The 19,599-nt window shown below is 31.0% G+C and carries 19 protein-coding genes and 1 pseudogene; 8 read left to right on the top strand and 12 right to left on the bottom strand.

The window, feature by feature from the left end:
* Positions 1-121: 121 nt before the first annotated feature.
* The 10 genes and pseudogenes from ABD077_RS09200 to ABD077_RS09155 form a co-directional block, all read right to left on the bottom strand.
* On the bottom strand, positions 122-1,051 hold the full coding sequence (locus tag ABD077_RS09200) for an ion channel (RefSeq protein WP_343912032.1): 930 nt from the start codon (positions 1,049-1,051) through the stop codon (positions 122-124).
* Positions 1,052-1,060: 9 nt separating this feature from the next.
* Positions 1,061-1,936: a 4-hydroxy-tetrahydrodipicolinate synthase gene (dapA, locus tag ABD077_RS09195; RefSeq protein ID WP_343912031.1), complete on the bottom strand. Its 876-nt coding sequence runs from the start codon at positions 1,934-1,936 to the stop codon at positions 1,061-1,063.
* Between the two features lies 1 nt (position 1,937).
* Complete coding sequence (locus ABD077_RS09190; protein WP_299902224.1) at positions 1,938-2,462, bottom strand: DUF6913 domain-containing protein; 525 nt, start codon at positions 2,460-2,462, stop codon at positions 1,938-1,940.
* Between the two features lie 1,637 nt (positions 2,463-4,099).
* Positions 4,100-4,681 carry a hypothetical protein gene (locus tag ABD077_RS09185; RefSeq protein WP_343912030.1) on the bottom strand — a complete coding sequence of 194 codons (582 nt, stop codon included), beginning with the start codon at positions 4,679-4,681 and terminating at the stop codon, positions 4,100-4,102.
* A 230-nt stretch (positions 4,682-4,911) separates the two neighbouring features.
* Positions 4,912-5,595: a lysoplasmalogenase family protein gene (locus ABD077_RS09180; protein WP_343912029.1), complete on the bottom strand. Its 684-nt coding sequence runs from the start codon at positions 5,593-5,595 to the stop codon at positions 4,912-4,914.
* Between the two features lie 80 nt (positions 5,596-5,675).
* Positions 5,676-7,670: an NAD-dependent DNA ligase LigA gene (gene ligA, locus ABD077_RS09175; protein ID WP_343912028.1), complete on the bottom strand. Its 1,995-nt coding sequence runs from the start codon at positions 7,668-7,670 to the stop codon at positions 5,676-5,678.
* Positions 7,671-8,235: 565 nt separating this feature from the next.
* Positions 8,236-9,651: pseudogene (gene dnaA / locus ABD077_RS09170) on the bottom strand (chromosomal replication initiator protein DnaA); the annotation flags it as partial.
* 1 nt (position 9,652) lies between these two features.
* Positions 9,653-10,243 (bottom strand): LOG family protein, encoded by a 591-nt coding sequence (locus ABD077_RS09165; protein WP_343912027.1) that lies wholly within the window; start codon positions 10,241-10,243, stop codon positions 9,653-9,655.
* Positions 10,236-11,111 carry a peptide chain release factor N(5)-glutamine methyltransferase gene (gene prmC / locus ABD077_RS09160; protein ID WP_343912026.1) on the bottom strand — a complete coding sequence of 292 codons (876 nt, stop codon included), beginning with the start codon at positions 11,109-11,111 and terminating at the stop codon, positions 10,236-10,238. The genes ABD077_RS09165 and prmC overlap by 8 nt, the downstream gene beginning before the upstream one ends.
* Positions 11,112-11,113: 2 nt before the next feature.
* Complete coding sequence (locus ABD077_RS09155) at positions 11,114-11,599, bottom strand: GNAT family N-acetyltransferase (protein WP_343912025.1); 486 nt, start codon at positions 11,597-11,599, stop codon at positions 11,114-11,116.
* Between the two features lie 94 nt (positions 11,600-11,693).
* On the opposite strand from ABD077_RS09155, the gene ABD077_RS09150 reads away from it, so the two are divergent.
* The 5 genes from ABD077_RS09150 to ABD077_RS09130 are packed head-to-tail and all read left to right on the top strand — an operon-like array spanning position 11,694 to position 15,290.
* Complete coding sequence (locus ABD077_RS09150) at positions 11,694-12,155, top strand: hypothetical protein (protein WP_343912024.1); 462 nt, start codon at positions 11,694-11,696, stop codon at positions 12,153-12,155.
* A 25-nt stretch (positions 12,156-12,180) separates the two neighbouring features.
* Complete coding sequence (gene ribD, locus ABD077_RS09145; RefSeq protein ID WP_343912023.1) at positions 12,181-13,218, top strand: bifunctional diaminohydroxyphosphoribosylaminopyrimidine deaminase/5-amino-6-(5-phosphoribosylamino)uracil reductase RibD; 1,038 nt, start codon at positions 12,181-12,183, stop codon at positions 13,216-13,218.
* Positions 13,196-13,804 (top strand): HAD family hydrolase, encoded by a 609-nt coding sequence (locus ABD077_RS09140; RefSeq protein WP_343912022.1) that lies wholly within the window; start codon positions 13,196-13,198, stop codon positions 13,802-13,804. The genes ribD and ABD077_RS09140 overlap by 23 nt, the downstream gene beginning before the upstream one ends.
* The gene (locus ABD077_RS09135; RefSeq protein WP_343912021.1) at positions 13,801-14,670 is read left to right on the top strand and encodes an EamA family transporter; all 870 of its coding nucleotides are present in this window, start codon (positions 13,801-13,803) and stop codon (positions 14,668-14,670) included. The genes ABD077_RS09140 and ABD077_RS09135 overlap by 4 nt, the downstream gene beginning before the upstream one ends.
* Positions 14,671-14,675: 5 nt before the next feature.
* Positions 14,676-15,290 (top strand): IMPACT family protein, encoded by a 615-nt coding sequence (locus ABD077_RS09130; protein ID WP_343912020.1) that lies wholly within the window; start codon positions 14,676-14,678, stop codon positions 15,288-15,290.
* On the opposite strand, the gene ABD077_RS09125 is transcribed toward ABD077_RS09130, so the two are convergent.
* Positions 15,279-15,692: an acyl-CoA thioesterase gene (locus ABD077_RS09125; RefSeq protein ID WP_343912019.1), complete on the bottom strand. Its 414-nt coding sequence runs from the start codon at positions 15,690-15,692 to the stop codon at positions 15,279-15,281. The two genes, ABD077_RS09130 and ABD077_RS09125, sit on opposite strands and share 12 nt — an antisense overlap.
* A 192-nt stretch (positions 15,693-15,884) precedes the next feature.
* Between ABD077_RS09125 and dnaA (ABD077_RS09120) the strand changes: the two genes are divergently transcribed.
* From dnaA (ABD077_RS09120) to ABD077_RS09110, 3 genes are all read left to right on the top strand, one after another.
* A complete protein-coding gene (gene dnaA / locus ABD077_RS09120; RefSeq protein ID WP_219010186.1) occupies positions 15,885-17,312 on the top strand; it encodes a chromosomal replication initiator protein DnaA in 1,428 nt (475 codons plus the stop codon).
* A 16-nt stretch (positions 17,313-17,328) separates the two neighbouring features.
* A complete protein-coding gene (locus ABD077_RS09115) occupies positions 17,329-17,781 on the top strand; it encodes a low molecular weight protein-tyrosine-phosphatase (RefSeq protein ID WP_343912018.1) in 453 nt (150 codons plus the stop codon).
* A gap of 190 nt (positions 17,782-17,971) precedes the next feature.
* Entirely contained in the window at positions 17,972-18,703 is a 732-nt protein-coding gene (locus ABD077_RS09110) for an SAM-dependent methyltransferase (RefSeq protein WP_343912017.1), read from the top strand.
* Between the two features lie 18 nt (positions 18,704-18,721).
* Here ABD077_RS09110 and ABD077_RS09105 read toward each other — a convergent pair whose 3' ends face one another.
* On the bottom strand, positions 18,722-19,366 hold the full coding sequence (locus tag ABD077_RS09105) for a peptidoglycan-binding protein LysM (RefSeq protein WP_343912016.1): 645 nt from the start codon (positions 19,364-19,366) through the stop codon (positions 18,722-18,724).
* Between the last annotated feature and the right edge of the window lie 233 nt (positions 19,367-19,599).

Below are 19,599 nucleotides of genomic sequence, written 5' to 3'. Positions count from 1 at the left end.
CTTAAAAAACATCTGGCAAAAATAGATATTTCTACCGTATTACAAAAACTTTAATTGATCTATTAAATAACTAAAAGAAGAGGTCATTGTTGCAAAAATGTAACATAAAAAAACAGCCGCTCTATTTCTCTGAATTATACACTTTGGTTTCACTTATTTTATCATGGTCCAGTACTGTAAACCCTTCATCATCATAATGAAATGCAGGAACGAAAGCTTCATCAATTTTTATATCATTAAGAACATAAGAGTGCACCTGATGTACTTCTTGAGTAAAAGACTCATCATAATAACTTATCAAGATCAGGACTTCTCCGTGTAATTTAGAAAAGTCTTCGCGCTTAAACTCTGCCAATGGACTGGTTTCTGTAATTGGATGGACAATGGTCCAGGTAGTCGGCAAATAAGTAATTTGACTTCTCTCTAACTTAAGATTGTAAAAATTATTTACATATTTAGCACCTTCTGTTTGTTGAGACAGCGCTAAGGTAACTTCAGCTTTTGGACGTATCATTACATTGGTACTTCGGCTCATTAACCGGAACATAATACAATCATTTCCATTATGTTCTCTGAGCACCATTTTTTTGCTAAATTTTATACTCGATTTTGGTTTAGAAAATCTTCCGTATAACAATCCTGTAATAAAAGAAAAGCTTAAAAGACCTACCAATGCTTCGATAGAAGAAATTACCCCAAAAACAACTCCCTTCGGAGCCATTGCTCCATACCCTACGGTAGTTACTGTTTGAGCAGAAAAAAAGAATGCTTTTAGAAAATCACCAAATAAACTACCTGTCGGAACTGTAATTGCAGAAATACCTATAGATACATAGATTATGGCAAAAACTGAATTTACAAAAACATACCCAAGAAATACCCAGCAAAAAAACTTTAACCAGCTGATACTAATCAAATAATCGTAACTCCTTGAAATTGAAGTACGCCTATTGATATGTTTTATATTAAAAGAACCATCAGAACTGATAAATCGTTTCGCTAATTTATCTGATGATAAACCAATCCCTGGATCTTTTATTTTTTTTGCCATAAAAGCTTGTTAATTACTTTTTACGAACTCTCCTATTTTATCAGCTAAATCGTTTGATACAGGCACTAAAGGTAATCGTAAATAATCATCACAAACACCTTTTTTCTTTAAAATATTCTTTATCCCAGCTGGATTACCTTCTTCAAAAGCATAATCTAAAACAGGTAACAATTTATACAAAATTTCAAATCCTTCTTTAGTATCACCAGAAAGTCCTAACCTAATCATGTTGGAAAATTCTTCTGGAAATCCTTGACCAATTACACTAATTACCCCATCACCACCAGCTGCTACCAAAGGAAGTGCTAGCGCATCATCTCCAGAAATCACTAAGAAATCTTTAGGCTTATCTTTTAAAATTCTAAGTACTTGTGTAAAATCATCTGTCGCTTCTTTAATTCCAACAATTTTATCTAATTTGGATAATCTTAATGTTGTTTCTGCACTCATATTTGTTCCCGTACGTGAAGGGACATTATATAACAACACAGGTAACGGAGACTGATCATTTATCATTTTGTAATGCTGATAAATTCCTTCTTGACTTGGTTTGTTATACATTGGTACAACTGATAAGATAGCATCAAAATCTGAAGTATCCGTATCTTTCATTTCTTCTAGAATCGCGGCGGTATTATTACCACCAATACCTATAACTAAAGGTAATCTTTTGTTATTTATTTTTACAATATACTGTACTAACTCCTTTTTTTCTTCCTTTGAAAGTGTAACTGACTCTGCTGTAGTTCCAAGGACAACCATGTATTCTACACCACCATTTATACAATATTCTACTAATGATTCTACTCCTTTATAATCAATTGAACCATTACTATTAAAAGGCGTTGCTAATGCAACACCAGTTCCTTTCAGAAAAGCACTCATATTATATTATCTGTAAAATTTTTAAATATTTTTTTAATTCGGAAATAAAAAGGTTGGTATCTTGATCTGCAGAACCTATTACGAGATCATTAATTCTATTATCAATCTCTGCAAAACCAACTTTAAACTTTGCTTTGGAAGCGGCAGCAACATAATCTAACTCCAATTTACTTTCGGAGTAAAAATTGATTAAAATATCATAATCCTTTTTTATAAAATCATTTAAAGAATTACTCTTTACAGAACCACCAACACCAAAACTTTTATCGTTGTAATAATCGGCATCTTTATCATCTGAAATTTCTTTCTGGTCTTCCTTATACCCCATTACTTTCAAGTTATCAGACTTCACACCTAGTTCATTTGCCAACTTAACCACCGACAAAATATTAACAGATTGCGAAGCATCAATCAAAACTGCTAAATTTCTAATATTAGAAACCTCTTTAGCTCTTGATTTTCTTGATTTAATATGAGATTCAACACTCTTTTTTAAAGCATTTCGCTTTAGACCTTTTAAAATCATTTACAATTAAAGATTAAATAGCAAATGTAGGTATTTTCAATTTTAAATAACACTACAAAGCCTAATATAAATTAAAAACTAAATAATATTTAACACAAAAAGTTATATATATAACAAATAAATTTAATCTGTTTGATGTAGATTATATCGATCAGATTAAAGATATCTATGGCTTACTTCATTATTCTCTTTCAGCTTTACATCCATAAGAAATTTCAAGAAACAATATAAGCCGATAATCTCCGCAACATTTGCCAAAACAGTAAAAACCTTACTGTAGTAATAAAAATGATTGATTAAAACCAAAGCATTTACAAAAAGACAACAGCTAGCAGAGACAAATAGCTTAAAATTACCTTCATATTTATCCACGAGATAAATCACAAAACATGCTCCTACAAATACAAAGAGTATAAACATTATTGCAAAGAATGAAAAAACAACATTTATAAGCGTTGGTAATACCATTTGAGAAACAGAAAAAACCAAATACGCAACTAGAAAAAAACTTATAATTATAGGCAATGATGTGAACCTAGTAATTTTGATATCCTTTAAAGCTATATATTTCCTTAATAAAAAAATATTCACCAGATAGAATAAAATTATCGTAAACGCTACATGATTAAAATACTTATAAAAATCCAAATAAATCAAAGTATCACTAACCATAAGTATTAACATACTTAACGAATAACAAAACCAAATAGATTTTTTATCCGAGATGGATATAAAAATAAGCGCTACTGGAATTAATGGTTTAACATATACCAAATGTATATTTTCACAAAGCACTGCAGTAAACACAACCACAATAAAGGAAAAACCAAAAAATAAATATGCTAATCTACTATTCTTCTCCACCTAACTCAATCTTGGTAACTTTAATTACGCTTTCAAAATAATCATTTCAATTATGGTATCAAAAAAACTCAACAGTATTAGGTTTCAGGTCATTTTGTTCAATAAAAAATTTAATTAAAAAGTAGTGACCAAAAACTTGCAGAACATTGCTCAGAATAACAAATACATCTAAATGAATATATAACTTATTTAATACCGTAATAATATTCACAATCAGAAAACTTGAGGCAGCCACCATAAGCGAATAACTAATTATTGTTCTGCTATTCAAATAAATATAATAACAAAGCCCTATGAATAATATAAATAAAACAATAAAAACATTGAGATACAATTGATCCTGCGATATACTCCCTGAAATCATATCAGCTACAGAATAAATAACATAAGTTATCAATCCCATGGTAATTAATAACTGAACTGTGAAGATCTTTTTAAATTGTATTTTAATTCTTTTCAAGCTTTTACCTAGAAGTAATATATTAAAACAATAATACAAAGACATCAATATATTAATTATCCTAAAGTAATTTTTAAAATCTATGACCGCTAAAATTTCTGAAATCAAAACGAACAACAACCCCAAAATAACTAAGTACTGTATTTTACCCACCTTCGTTATATAGATAAAAAACACGGAAAAAACCACTAAAGTTTTAGTATAAACTAACCAATTTTCGTTAAAAATGGCTGTTATTAGAAGTAAAACCCCAGAGATATACAATAGCCAGTATGGAAGTTTAGTTCTATCCAAAATTACTTTAATTTATATTTCAAAATCCTTCAAACTCCTCTGATTTAAGATACTTATATTTTGTAATCATATAGTTTACCAAAAACACTAGGGCTAATGATTCACATATTATACGAATCACTTTTAGCTCATTGGATTCCAAATAAAAATGATCTATAAGTAAGATAAAATCACTAAAGGAAAAATTCAACATGGTTAAAAAAAACCATAATGACTTTTCAGATCTAATATTAATGTAGTGCATTGCAGCTACAATCAGCAAAACATATAGCAACAACAGATGAAGAAAACCTATTAAACTTAGACTTCCCATAGGTTCTCTAAGCACATAATAAGTCATAAAAAATATAGCCGTATATAAGGAGCTACCTAATACCAAAGTAAAAACATCTCTTTGATTGTATTTAAAAGATTTATGATTGTAATACAAAAAATAAAACAATATCAGATATCCAATAATTCTGATGAACATAACATCTCTAATTGTTATTTGATTACTTAATAATCCTATTAATTCTGCGAAAAAAAATATTGAAAGAACAATAAAATTAAGTAGTTTACTTTTTTTACTACTCCAAAAATAAAATATCAAAATAATCATAAACAGCAAAGGTTTGCTAAAAGTGTATAACAGCGGAAACTGAAACACAAAACCTATTACCTGTAAAACAATCAAATAAGAAATTAAAAATCTTAGTAGTTTTCCTCCATCCATTATGATTTAATGTAAAAAAGTGCAAATATTCTTCACTTCTTACTCCGTTAACAATTTTTCCTTTGGTTAAGATACTAAATTTCAACCAAATACCTAACACAGAAATTAAACTTCAATTAATTTTTTATTTTAAGAGAGTCAGGACTTGAAATTTTAAATTTCACCAGAAAGTATACTGCTAACAATTGGTAGATGGAATTAATAATTTTTAATTCTAATGAAGGAACATAAAATCGGTCTAACGCAAAACAAGCATCACTAATTACAAAATTAAGTATCGCGATTACAAACCAAAGAGATCTAGGAGACCTAATATTTACATACTGAAAGACAGCACCTATTAAAAGCAGATAAAGAATGATTATATAGATAATACCAAATGGTCTTATGGCACCCACATTCTGATTCGTAACAGCATAAATCTCATAGACAATTACCGTCCACAAAACTAAAAAACCTGTCAGATATACAATATCTATATTATTGTAATCTAGTTTTTTATGATTTCGATATAGAAAATAGAATAAGATAAAGTAACATAAGGTATAGCTTAACAAAACATATCTAAACCCATCTTCTATCCCTGTAAGTAAAAAAATATCACCCAAAAAACAGAGGAGTAAAACAACCGCAAATAGCGAATCAACCTTTTTTACATTAAACCAATATAACATAAAAAACAAGGGAACGGTCATTGGTTTTACGTACAACTCCAAAGTAGAATTCTGCAAGATTGTACTAAGAACACATAAACTTCCAGTTAGTAATAACAATATTTTAATAAGTGTTCTTATTTTCACGTAGTAATAATTACTTTATTTAGAATTCATACGAAATCCATTATGCTCATATGATTCAAAATTCAATTACAATACTCTATTTATTCCAATAAATTTAGGAAATCATCTTCGGTTATAATAGCTATCCCTAGCTTATTTGCTTTTTCCAACTTACTCGGTCCCATATTAGCTCCAGCTACTACGTAAGATGTTTTAGAAGAAATTGAACTAGAAACTTTCCCTCCATTATCTTCAATAAGCTTCTTTAACTCATTACGAGAAACCTTCTCAAAAACTCCCGAAACAACAAACGTTTGGCCATTTAATGTATCCTTTTGATTAGCTAATTTCTCCGCTGAAATCTGCAATTGCACGCCATAATCCAACAGTCTTGTAATAAGTGTTTTATTTGATTCTGCGTTGAAAAACTCTTTAACACTTTGCGCTATTTTGATTCCAATCTCATCAACACTTACTAAATCCTCTTCTGAAGCTTGCATTATCGCTTCGATTGTCTTGTAATGTTTTGCTAATTTTTTAGCTACAGTCTCTCCTACATATCTAATTCCTAAACCAAACAAAACTCTTTCGAAAGGAATCTCTTTAGATTTAGCAATTCCTTCGATGAGATTATCCGCACTTTTTTCTGCCATACGCTCCAGTGGAATAACTTGTTCTTTTTTAAGCATATACAAGTCTGCATAATCTTTAATTAAGCCTTCATTTACCAATAACGCTACGGTTTCTCCTCCAAGACCTTCTATATCCAGTGCTTTACGAGATATGTAATGCTGTATTCTACCCACAATCTGCGGTGGACATCCGTCTACATTCGGGCAATAATGCTGTGCTTCTCCCTCTTTTCTTATTAATTCTGTACCACATTCTGGACAAGAAGAAATATACACAGTGGGCATAGAGTCTTGATCTCTTTTTGTGAAATCTACACTCACAATTTTTGGAATGATCTCGCCTCCTTTTTCTACAAAAACCGTATCATTCTCTCGGATATCAAGCTTTTGAATTTGATCTGCGTTATGCAATGAAGCTCTTTTTACTGTAGTACCTGCCAACTGAACAGGCTCTAAATTAGCAACTGGTGTTATTGCTCCTGTGCGCCCTACTTGATAAGTGATTTTCTTTAGCTTGGTAATCGCTTGCTCTGCCTTAAATTTATAAGCCATTGCCCATCTCGGAGCTTTTGAAGTAAAACCAAGCTCTTCTTGTTGTTGTAAATCATTTACTTTTATAACAACACCATCTGTTTCATAAGGTAAATCTCTTCTTCTTTCATCCCAAATATTCACAAACTCCAACACTTCATCTATAGAATGCACTAAACGTGATTCTTCTGGAACTTTAAATCCCCATTCTCTAGCTTTTTCTAAACTTTCATATTGTGAAAAAATACCTAATCGATCTCCGGCCAAATTATACAACAAACAATCTAATGGTCTTTTTGCAGTTTCACTACTATCCTGAAGCTTCAAACTTCCAGAAGCAGTATTTCTTGGATTTGCATAAGGTTCTTCTCCTGCTGCTATTCGCTCCTGATTCATTTTAGCAAAGCCTTCATAAGGCAATACAATTTCTCCTCGGATATCAAACTTTGCGGGATAATCTCCTTTTAATTTTAAAGGTACAGACTTAATTGTTTTTACATTGGTCGTAACATCATCGCCCTGGATTCCATCACCTCTAGTTACTGCACGTAATAATTCTCCATTTTCGTACGTAAGACTAATGGAAGCACCGTCATATTTAAGCTCGCAAGTATAACTTACATCGCCATCAACCAATTTCTTTATTCTAGTTTCCCAATCCAACAAATCTTCTTTAGAGTAAGAATTATCCAACGAGTACATTCGTTGCTCATGAACTACTGTATTAAAATTTTTAGTAACCTGCCCTCCTACTCTCAAAGTTGGTGAATTAGGATCATAAAACTCAGGGTGTTTTTCTTCTAAAGCTTGAAGTTCTTTAAGTTTCATATCGAACTCATAATCACTTATAGTAGCTGCATCTAAGACATAATAGCTATAATTATGTTGTCTTAATTCTTCTCTTAACTGATTGATTTGTTGTTCTATATTCATTGTTATGGTGTTCGTTACGCTATTATTTTATTACTTCTTCTATAAGATTAATAACATCTTTTATTTCAATCCCTAGATATTCTGCAAGTTTTTGTAGAGATTCTTTTCCTTTTATAAAAGTTTCCGCTGTTTTTCTTGTCCAATTAACCCCATCTATTCCAGCTTTAATTTTATCAAAAAAACGTCTAAAACGAATTTTAAAACCGCCTTTTTTCAAATATTCAATATTTTCTTGATTAACAGCATCCAAGTCTTCCTGAAGCTTCTCAGCATCGTCAAATAGTTCTGTATTTCTTAAATTATTTACAATAAAATCAAATGCATCTTGAAAATGAATGATCTCTTCTTTTGAAAATTCTAAAACTTGAGACTGATATTGAAGTTGAGATTGTTCTTGGTTTTGATTTATATTTAAATTAACCCTTATTGGTTCTTTTTCCCTATTTAAAAACAAATTACGAAACTTCGAAATATCTTCTTCTAAGTATTTAATTTTATAATTAGCGAAATCAAGGTTTGTTTTAAACTGTTGAATTTGGGCTTTATATTTGATTTCTAAAAACTCTATTTCCTTGGTTAATTCTTCAACAATTACTTTATCTCTTAAAGACAGGTTTAAATTGTGAACCAAATTGACATATTCATTAATATATAGCCGAATATCTTCAATATTCACATCTTTATCAACCAAAATTTCCAACTCTAAACCTTCAGATATTTTATTTATTTGAAACTCTATTTGAATCCCCTTAGTATCTTTAACATACTCGTCAAAACTTATTAAATATTTAATGAATGCATTTCTTAAAAGGTCATGAATTTTAATTTTATCTCTATAACTCTTTTTGTTATTTAAAAAATAATTATGAATAATTTTCCTAGCAAGGTCAATAGTCACATCCTCTTTTTTAAATGAAGAATGTGCTATGATTGAGATCAGAGCTCCTTCCAACACATTTATGTTAGTTTTAATATTATTTGCCAAAAACTCCACAACATCTTCTGGCATTTCTATGCCATCTCTATAAAGTTTATTTTTGATAATAGATATTTTGGTCTCATAATCTGGTTGATGAAGCTCGGCAGACAATCCTTTTTTAATTTCGGAACTCAAACCCTCATCTATTCCATATAAATTCAGTGGAACTTTGTTACAAGTTAATATTACCTGCTTACCTTCTTTTCTTAAATAATTAATAATATAGAAAAACACATCCTGTGTATCTTTTTTTCCTAATAATAATTGGACATCATCTACAATTAACAAATCAAGAATTTTGTACAATTGAATAAAATCTTCTCTCCCTTTATTCTTAATAGAGTTAATATATTCTCGTGTAAATTTTTCTGCCGAAATATATAAAACTGTTTTTTCAGGATAATTGTTTTTTATGTTTACACCTATTGCATGTGCCAAGTGTGTCTTACCTAGCCCTACTCCTCCAAAAATTAACAAAGGATTAAAAGACGTTTCTCCAGGTTTGTTAGCTACTGCCATACCAGCAGATCTTGCTAAACGGTTCGAATCCCCTTCTATAAAGTTATCAAAATTATAATTAGGGTTTAATTGAGATTCTATTTTTAAACTTCTAATCCCTGGAATCACAAATGGATTTTTAAGTTCGGGGTTTTTACTTCTAATAGGAATATCTACTTCTTGAGAACTTATAGTTTTACGAGAAGTACTTGGTATTTTCTCATAAAACGCTTTTTTTTTTCCAAATACATTCTCCATTTTAATAATATATACTAACTTAGAATGTTCGCCTAATTCCCTAGTCAAAGATAATCGTAAAAGTTCTACATAATGTTCTTCGAGCCACTCGTAAAAAAACTTGCTAGGTACCTGGATGCTCAAAGCACTATCAGTAAGTTTTACAGCTTTAATAGGTTCAAACCAGGTTTCAAAAGCTTGTGGAGTAATTTTGTCCTCTATATATAACAAACAATTATTCCAAACTGAGTCTGCCGTTTTATCCATATCAAGTTCTATCTGGTTGCAACCACTTCGGCACTTGTGCAGGTTCAAATGACTTCATTTTTTCTAATAACGAATCGATTTGATCATCCACAATTAGAAGATCATAGTTTTCTTGTTTTAGAAAGCCACTTTTCACCATATTCTCTAATAAAAGTAATAAATGATCGTAAAATCCATTGACATTTAATAAACCAATAGGTTTTTGATGCAACCCTAACTGAGACCAGGTAATGATTTCAAATAGTTCTTCTAGCGTTCCAAAACCACCGGGTAAAGTAATAAACCCATCGCTAAGATTATGCATTTTCATTTTACGTTCGTGCATATTTTTAGTTGTTATCAGCTCAGTTAACCCAAGATGAACAACTTCTTTTAATTTTAGGAAATCAGGAATAACTCCTATTACTTTTCCTCTATGATTAAGAGCACCTTCTGCTACTTTCCCCATAATACCGATTTTAGCTGCTCCATATACCAAGGTAATTCCCTGATTAGCTAATTTTTCTCCGAGCAATAATGCATCACCTACCGTTTTAGTATCATTACCTTCGCTACTTCCGCAAAAAACACAAATAGAAGTTAGATTATTCATTAATTATATTTTTAGTATTACAGGCACGGATCATTCGATCGTTACCATTTATATCTTTACGAAGATCAATAAATTCATATTTGTATTCCTGAATCATATTTTTAGTTTCGACACCAAGGTATTGATTAATTTCAAAATACAAAGCACCAGTTTCCACCAAACCTTCTTTAGCAAGAGCAGTTATTTTTTTATAAAAAATTAAAGGGTTTTCATCAGAAACGAACAGTGCGATACTTGGCTCATTTTCTAATACATTAGCCTGAATTTCTTCTTTTTCTAATTCTCTAACATATGGGGGATTGGAAACAATAATATCAAACTTTTGAGGTAAAGAATTCATTTCTAAAATATCCGAATGTATAAACCGAATATCTATCTCATGATATTTGGCGTTGAATTTAGCTACTTCGATAGCTTGTTCTGAAACGTCTATAGCATAAACATCAGCATCAGAAAGCGCTTTAGCTAAAGAAATAGCTATACAACCACTACCTGTTCCTATATCCAAAATTTTAAGTTTACGAGTATCGTTGATAGACTGCCAATCTTTCACAATCCAATCTACCAATTCTTCAGTTTCTGGTCTGGGAATTAATACGTGCTGATTCACCTTGAATAAAAGTCCATAAAATTCGGTATCCCCGATAATGTATTGTATAGGCTCTTCATATAACAATCTTATTTTTGCTTCTTGAAAATATAAGACATCCTCTTCATTTATGATTCTATCCAACTCTAAAGCTATATTCACACGTTGTAGACCAAGTTTATACTCAGAAAGCAAATAAAAGAACGATCTAGCTTCTTCTAAACCATACAATTCTGATAGTGAATCAATAAAATCTTTTCTAAGATCTTTAATTTTCAAATCTATAAATCTTTAATCATCCAAGCCTGACAACTGTAATGCCCTGTATCTCCCATTGGAGCATCTAAATAAGTAAAGCCAACTTTAGCATACAATTTCCTTGCGTCTTTCATATAAGGCATTGTCTCCAAATAACATTTTGTAAATCCTTGTGTTCTGGCAAAATCAAGACAGGTATTCATCATTTGATGCCCTAATCCTTTTCCTCTAGCCTCCGGTAAAAAATACATTTTTTGAAGTTCACAAATCTCATCACTTCCTTTTTCTAACTGAGCAATCCCTGCACCTCCAATAATTTTCTCATCCTCTTCTACTACAAAATATTCTTTCCTTGCGCCTTCATAAGTTTCAAACATTATATCCAGCTCTTTATCCTCATAAGCAGTACCTACTTTAGGAACTCCCATTTCTATTAAAACCTCTCTTATTACAGCTGCTAAAGCTTTATTATCTTTCAGAGCAACTGGTCGTATTTTTATAGTACCCATTCTAATATTAAATGTTACTTTTGTGATTACAAAAAGTGACTTTATTTTGTTTCATAAACGAACTGAAATATACATTAAATCTGCTCAGTAATCAATGAAGAAGTTTCTATTCTTATCAACAATATTTCTTATACTAGCAAGCTGTTCTTTATCTAAGAAACCTGAGTTCGAGCGTATCTCTAAAATAGATGTTAAAAACGTAAGTATGCGTAATATAACAATCCACGCAGATGCTGTTTTTAACAATCCAAATAATGTAGATGGAACACTTTCTATCGAAGACATGCACGTTTTTGTTGATAACATTGATGTTGGTGTGATATCCTCCAAAGAATTTGATGTTCCATCGAAAAATGAATTTAAAATCCCTTTAGAAGGAACATTTTCACTTTCAAAAATATATGAAGACAATAAGAGTAATCTCTTAAATAGCGTGCTTAAAATCGTTCAAACTGATTCTATTCATATTCAATACAAAGGGAATATAAAATATCATTTTGGAAATTTTTCTTATCCCTATAAAATTGACAAAGAACAAAAAGTTAGTTTAAAATAAAACTTTGGATATACACAAAAAACATATGCAACGATGCATTCAGATTGGAAAGAATGCCTTGGGATACGCAAGACCTAATCCAATGGTCGGATGTGTAATAGTGCATAATGAACATATTATTGGAGAAGGCTTCACTAGTACCTATGGAGGAAATCATGCAGAAGTTAATGCAGTGAATTCCGTAAAAGATAAATCCTTATTAAAAGAAGCAAGTCTTTATGTAACGTTGGAACCTTGTTCCCATTTCGGAAAGACTCCTCCCTGTAGCGACATGATTATTCGAAATCAGATTCCTAAAGTATTTATCGGTACTATAGACACGCATAGTAAAGTAGCAGGCAGAGGCATCGAAAAGCTTAAGAAAGCTGGATGCGAAGTAATGGTAGGTGTATTAGAAGATGAGTGCAGGAAACATCACAAACGTTTTTTCACTTATCACAACAAGAAACGGCCTTACATTATTTTAAAATGGGCTCAAACACAAGATGGATTTATTGCTCCCGAAAAAAGTTCTGAACGCGCTCCTGTTTGGATCACAAATTCAAATTCTAGACAGTTGGTACATAAATGGCGCGCAGAGGAGCAAGCAATTTTAGTTGGTAACAAAACGGTTATAGAAGATAACGCAAAACTTACTACTAGAGATTGGTCTGGACATCATCCGGTAAGGGTTCTTATTGATTTGTATAATAAAACTCCAATAGATTCTTCAATTTTAGATAAAACAGTAAAAACAATTGTGATTACCTCTAAGAATAATATTAATAAAAATAGCTCCAATCTGATTTATGAAACTATTGAGCCGGGCAAACAAATTACAACAGATATTTGTAAAATTCTCCACAAACATGAAATACAATCTGTAATAATAGAAGGTGGCAGTTTTACCATACAATCTTTTATTGATGAAAATCTTTGGGACGAAGCAAGAATATTTAAAGGAACCACTGATTTTTCAAAAGGCACAATAGCTCCTAAGATTCATGGAAAACTAACATCCTCTGAAAAAATTTTAAATGACACTCTAAGCATATACATCAATGATCACAACAATCATTTTTGATTTTGGCGATGTGTTTATCAATCTGGATAAACCAGCCACCGAAAAAGAACTTAAGAAATTAGGCTTGCCATCTATTAATAAAGAACTATCAGATTTTAATAAGTTATATGAAATTGGTAAGATAACTACATCCGATTTTATTGATCATTATCAAAAAATCATCCCTAACACTAGAAAAGAACAGATTGTTTATGCATGGAATGCTATTTTGAAGGAATTTCCAGAGAAACGACTAGACTTTATCAAAAAACTTTCAATTGAAAAAAAATATAAATTATTACTATTAAGCAATACCAATGAATTGCATATTAATTGGATACAAGAAAATATTTCTTTTTATCATGATTTCAAGTCTTGCTTTGATTCCTTTTATCTATCTTATGAGATTAACTTAAGAAAACCTGATTCTGATATTTTTCAATATGTTTTAGAAGAACACAAGTTAACTCCCGAAAATACTCTATTTATCGATGACACTGAAGAAAATACGTTAGCTGCTCAACGATTAGGAATAAAAACATGGAACAATAATCCAGTAACCGAGGATGTCACAGAATTATTTTCTATAAAATCTGATTTATTTTGATATACCTATTACTAAGCATACTTTCCTCGAGCTGGATATTAATTACTTTTAAATTGTTTAGTAAATACAAAGTAGATACTTTACAAGCAATCGTTGTTAATTACATTGTTGCTTCTACTTCTGGTTTTATCGCATACCAGAAGCCTATAGAGGTTAGTAAAATTGGTGAATCCAGCTGGTTTTATGCCACCATTATTTTAGGTTTAGTTTTTATATTGGTTTTTAATCTCATGGCAATAACCACACAAAAAAACGGGCTTTCTGTAGCTGCAGTGGCAAGCAAAATGAGTGTAGCAATCCCCGTAGTATTTGGTATTCTAGTTTATAAAGAAAGTACAGGGTTTTTAAAAATCTCTGGTATTTTAATTGCACTGATTGCTGTTTATCTAACATCGGTAAAAAACACCAGTGGAATCTCTATAAAGACACAAAACTTAATATTTCCATTATTAGTTTTTCTTGGTGGAGGAATTATTGACACGAGTTTAAAGTTTATGGAAAAAAATCATGTAACTGAAGAAGAAACCGCTTTGTTTTCGGCTTGCATATTTGGTTCTGCTGCTGTTATAGGAATTTGTATCTTATCTTATAAATTATTTAAAAAAACTTTAAAAATAGCTCCAAAAAACATCATTGCAGGAATCTGCTTAGGTATTCCGAATTATTTTTCAATTTATTTTTTGATTCAAGCATTAAGAAACGATACTTTAGATAGCTCAACGGTTTTTATCATTAATAACGTTGCTATATTATTATTATCTACCATTGTAGGAGTGCTATTTTTCAAAGAAAAATTAATACAAAAAAACTGGTTAGGTATTATATTAGCAATAATTAGCATTCTGTTAGTTACTTACTCTATTTAATAACATTGAACAATAGCGATTTATATAAAACCATAGACTCTCCAGGAGAAGAAGTCTTATTTAAAGATAAAAACAGTAAATTCTTTGGATATTCATTTCCTATTTCCAAGGAGGAAGATATTAAACCTATAATTGAATCTTTAAAAAAACAACATCATGCTGCTAGGCATTGGTGCTATGCTTGGCAATTAGGTGTAGGAACTATTCAATATAGAAGCAATGATGATGGAGAACCTTCCAATTCTGCCGGACAACCTATTTATGGCCAAATACAATCTTTTGAAGTTACGAATATCCTTGTGGTAGTTGTACGATATTTTGGTGGTGTTAAGCTTGGTGTTGGCGGATTGATTAATGCCTATAAAACGTCTGCTAAATTATCACTCGAAGCTTCAAATATTTTAGAAAAAACAATTGATATTAAGTTTTGCATCACTTTTGAATATAAAAACATGAATAAAGTAATGCGAATCATCAAAGAAAAAAAGATCAAGATATTAGACCAAAAACTAGAATTAAACTGCAAAATATATATTTCTGTAAGAAAAACTATCTCCAATGAAATAAATGATCTTTTCTCTACGTTGTATGAAGTAGAAATTGAAAGATTAACTAGTTAAGGTATTTTCTATAATTTCTAATAAGTAGGGAGGACATAAAATCGGCTTTCGTGTTTTCGTATCGACAAACACCAAAGTAGAAGAAGCAATTGTTAATAAATCTTGATTCTGATTGTATATTTCGTAGTCAAAAACAATACGAGCTGTAGGAATTTTCTTAAGAAAAGTTTTAACAGTTAATTCATCGTCAAAGAACGCAGATTTCTTAAATTTAAAGTTTAAAGTAAAAACAGGAAGCATCACACCGTTCTCCTCCATATTCTTATATGAAATACCTAAACGAGACAACCAATCAATACGGGCTAACTCTAGGTATTGTGCGTAATTACCGTGGTGTACAACACCCATTTGGTCTGTTTCAGAATATCTAACTTTTAATAAAGTTTCAGAAGTGATTGACATATATTTAATTATAAAAAAAATGAGCCATTCGGCATTAGAATCATTAAAGTATGCGAAAAAATTATTTAAAATTCAACCCCAAATTCGTTTTTTTTTTACATTTTTTGTTCACATATTTGTCAAGCAAAAAAAGAAGGAACTTTTTCAACAATTTTCCGTTAATAACGATATTAAAGTAATCTAACCACTCTAATGAATTTAACTGCGCAATCAGTTTGGGATAATTGTCTGTCGTTTATAGAAGATAACATTACCCCACAAGCTTTTAAAACCTGGTTTGAACCTATTAAAGCTGTAAAGCTTACTGATAGTGCTTTGAGCATCCAGGTACCTAGCAAGTTTTTTTACGAGTGGCTCGAAGAGCATTATGTAAACCTTTTGAAGGTTTCTCTTACTAGAGAATTAGGAGAAACAGCAAAGCTGGTTTACATTATAAAAATGGAAAATACTTATGGTAATAAAAAACCATTTACAGAAAAAATTCCTAGCTCTAACAGAACACCTGTAACTTCTCAAGAAGTAGACGTACCTATTAAGAGTAAAAATCCAGAACTTAAGAATCCTTTTGTAATTCCTGGTATCCGAAATGTAAAAATTGAATCTCAACTAAATCCAAGCTATAATTTTGATAATTTCCTAGAAGGAGACTCTAACCGTTTAGCAAGATCTGCAGGTATGGCAGTAGCTAACAAACCAGGAGGAACTTCTTTTAATCCTTTGTTGATTTTTGGAGGGGTTGGATTAGGTAAGACACATTTGGCACATGCAATAGGTGTAAACATAAAAGATAACTATCCGGAAAAAACAGTTTTATATATTTCTGCAGAAAAATTTACACAGCAATATATAGAGTCTGTTAAAAAGAATAATAGAAATGATTTTATACATTTCTACCAAATTATAGACGTTCTTATTGTAGACGACATACAGTTATTATCCGGAAAAGCTGGAACTCAAGATGTTTTCTTCCATATCTTTAATCATTTACATCAAAATGGAAAACAGGTAATTCTTACCAGTGATAAGGCTCCTGTAGATATGCAAGATATCGAGCAGCGATTACTATCACGTTTCAAGTGGGGATTATCAGCAGAATTACATCAACCAGACTTTGAAACCCGTATATCTATAATTAAAAACAAACTTTATAGAGACGGTGTAGAAATGCCAGAAGATATAGTTGAGTTTTTAGCTAATAATATAAAAACAAATATCCGAGAACTAGAAGGCGCCATTATCTCTTTAATAGCTCATTCTTCTTTTAACAAAAAGGATATTACAATCGACTTAGCGAAAGCAATTGTAGACAACTACGTTAAAAACACTAAACGAGAAGTTTCAATTGATTATATTCAAAAAGTAGTAAGTGACTATTTCCAAATGGATGTAGAAACTCTACAGTCCAAAACTCGTAAACGCCATATCGTACAGGCAAGACAATTAGCTATGTTTTTTGCAAAAAAGCTAACAAAAGCTTCATTGGCTAGTATCGGTACTCAAATAGGAAAAAGAGACCACGCGACAGTACTGCACGCTTGCAAAACTGTGGACAATCTTTCTTCTACAGACAAACAGTTTAGAAAATACGTAGAAGACTTAGGTAAAAAACTTACATTATAAACAAAACATTTAATTAATGAAGACTAAAATTCTAATGGTTTGCCTTGGAAACATTTGCAGGTCTCCATTGGCAGAAGGTATTTTAGCTTCTAAACTTGATCCTGATCTCTATCAAATCAATTCTGCTGGAACAAGTAATTATCATATCGGAGAAAAACCAGATATGAGATCTATACAAACAGCTAGAAATCATGGTATAGACATTGGTAATCAAAGAGCTGCACAATTCACTGTTAGTGACTTTGATTTATACGACATCATCTATGCCATGGACAACTCAAACTATCAAAACATCATAAAATTGTCTCGCCATTCTAGCGATAGAAAAAAAGTAAAACTGATTTTAAACGAATTGCATCCTAACGAAAATCTAGATGTACCAGATCCATACTACGGAGGAGATCAAGGATTTGAAAATGTATTTGAGATGTTAGATAAAGCTTGTGACCAACTAATCCAAGAGTTATAACAAATAAAGATCTTACAAAACAAAGTTTTTGTATATTTAGTAAGCATTAACTACTTAAAATATTACATTCTTTGAAAAACATTACAACGTTTTATGATAATTTAACATGTATTCATCATACATCTAATCATATTAACAACAACCACATTAGTTCAAGTTCATTTAATCAAAAAACTATTATTTTATAAATATGGAATCAAAACCCCTAGATCCCAAAGGAAAACTATATCTAATACCTACTCGATTAGGCGATGATGTTCCTTTAGAAGTATTACCGATATCAATAAAAAAGGTTTTAGAACAAGTAAACCACTATATTGTTGAAAATGAAAAGCCCGCAAGAAGATTTATAAAAAAGGTAAGCCCAAGTAAATCTCAGAGATCGCTAATCATTCACTCAGTGAATAAATACACAGATGCTACGGAAATACCAAATTATTTGGCTCCCTGTTTAAATGGAGAATCTATTGGATTATTATCAGACGCCGGATGCCCTGGTATTGCAGATCCAGGAGCAGAAGTTGTGAGATTAGCACATGAAAAAGGAATCCAAGTAACACCGTTGGTAGGACCATCTTCCATATTTTTAGCAATGATGAGTAGCGGAATGAATGGCCAGAACTTTTGTTTTAATGGATATTTACCAATAGATAAAGCTGACAGAAAGTCCACTATCAAATCCCTTGAAAAAAATTCTTTAGAAAAGAATCAAGCTCAAATCTTTATAGAGACTCCGTATAGAAATGATAAAATGCTAGCTGATCTTACCGCTATTCTAAATCCAAACACTAGATTATGCATTGCTAGTGATATTACACTTACTACAGAATACATACGCACCAAAACCATAGAAGAATGGAGAAAAGAACAAATTGAGCTTCATAAGAAGCCTACAATTTTTATTATCCAAAGAGATTTTTAGGAAATATAGAAGTTTAAACTAAAACTGAACTTTAGCTTTTCTATTCGGAACTACAAAAGAAGTATCAAATCCTGAAAAACGTTTCATGTAATAACGAATTGTAGTACCAAAAGCATCCGAAAAACCATCAACTCCTCCACTACGAAGGTATTTCTTAACAGCGCCTGGACCAGCAAGATGTGCTGCAGCTAACACTCCAGACTCGGTAACAACTACTCCATTCATCCTCCTACCCGTAAACCATTTAAGATCTCTACGTAAAATCCATTTATTTCTGGAAAGATTTGCGTAAAATGCTTTTTCCTGTAATTCTGGGTTATTTAGAAAATCGTTTTTATTCTTAATACCAATTAACGCTAGTGTTCCTATACCAAATTGATATTTACCCATGTAACCAAATTGATTTACTACCCCATAATCACCTCTAGACTCCTTAAAGGCTAATGCTTCTTTAAAACCTACATAAGAATTACCTAGTTCTGGATAAATTATAATGTTGTTAAGATCATCTTCAATCTCGTTGAAATTAGGTGTAATGTAGTAGAGATCCAAGCCCTCAGTGCTATAAGAACTTAGATCTACTCTTTTTTTTGGTGTAAAACTTACTAAAACAACTCCCCCAATTGTAAGAATTACAAAAAGTCCAATTATCCTTTTTATCATATAAAAAATTTCTAAGTAGACACTAAAAAAGCGTTCCCCTCTACTTAAATTTTTGCGGTGCAAATATACAGCTTTTTTTTAAACAAAATAGATGTTTATGTTAAATCTATTATAACACTGAAAAACAGTATTTTACACTAAAAAAAGAGTTAAAAAAGCACTGAAAAAGTCAAAAAAAGTCTTAATTATTACACTTAAACGTCTAACAAGTAACTTTTGTCGATAAAAATTAA

Origin of the sequence: Aquimarina litoralis, from assembly GCF_039523995.1 — a bacterium.
Lineage (GTDB): Bacteria > Bacteroidota > Bacteroidia > Flavobacteriales > Flavobacteriaceae > Aquimarina > Aquimarina litoralis.
The sequence above is the reverse complement of the archived record's forward strand: the minus strand, read 5'-3'. Positions and strand labels throughout refer to the sequence as shown.

Bases quoted from the DNA above. Each gene is read 5' to 3' on its own strand.
- ABD077_RS09200 (WP_343912032.1), bottom strand. From the start codon at position 1,051: ATGGCAAAAAAAATAAAAGATCCAGGGATTGGTTTATCATCAGATAAA.
- dapA (WP_343912031.1), bottom strand. From the start codon at position 1,936: ATGAGTGCTTTTCTGAAAGGAACTGGTGTTGCATTAGCAACGCCTTTT.
- ABD077_RS09190 (WP_299902224.1), bottom strand. From the start codon at position 2,462: ATGATTTTAAAAGGTCTAAAGCGAAATGCTTTAAAAAAGAGTGTTGAA.
- ABD077_RS09185 (WP_343912030.1), bottom strand. From the start codon at position 4,681: ATGATTATTTTGATATTTTATTTTTGGAGTAGTAAAAAAAGTAAACTA.
- ligA (WP_343912028.1), bottom strand. From the start codon at position 7,670: ATGAATATAGAACAACAAATCAATCAGTTAAGAGAAGAATTAAGACAA.
- ABD077_RS09165 (WP_343912027.1), bottom strand. From the start codon at position 10,243: ATGAATAATCTAACTTCTATTTGTGTTTTTTGCGGAAGTAGCGAAGGT.
- ABD077_RS09155 (WP_343912025.1), bottom strand. From the start codon at position 11,599: ATGGGTACTATAAAAATACGACCAGTTGCTCTGAAAGATAATAAAGCT.
- ABD077_RS09150 (WP_343912024.1), top strand. From the start codon at position 11,694: ATGAAGAAGTTTCTATTCTTATCAACAATATTTCTTATACTAGCAAGC.
- ribD (WP_343912023.1), top strand. From the start codon at position 12,181: ATGCAACGATGCATTCAGATTGGAAAGAATGCCTTGGGATACGCAAGA.
- ABD077_RS09140 (WP_343912022.1), top strand. From the start codon at position 13,196: ATGATCACAACAATCATTTTTGATTTTGGCGATGTGTTTATCAATCTG.
- ABD077_RS09125 (WP_343912019.1), bottom strand. From the start codon at position 15,692: ATGTCAATCACTTCTGAAACTTTATTAAAAGTTAGATATTCTGAAACA.
- dnaA (WP_219010186.1), top strand. From the start codon at position 15,885: ATGAATTTAACTGCGCAATCAGTTTGGGATAATTGTCTGTCGTTTATA.
- ABD077_RS09115 (WP_343912018.1), top strand. From the start codon at position 17,329: ATGAAGACTAAAATTCTAATGGTTTGCCTTGGAAACATTTGCAGGTCT.
- ABD077_RS09110 (WP_343912017.1), top strand. From the start codon at position 17,972: ATGGAATCAAAACCCCTAGATCCCAAAGGAAAACTATATCTAATACCT.
- ABD077_RS09105 (WP_343912016.1), bottom strand. From the start codon at position 19,366: ATGATAAAAAGGATAATTGGACTTTTTGTAATTCTTACAATTGGGGGA.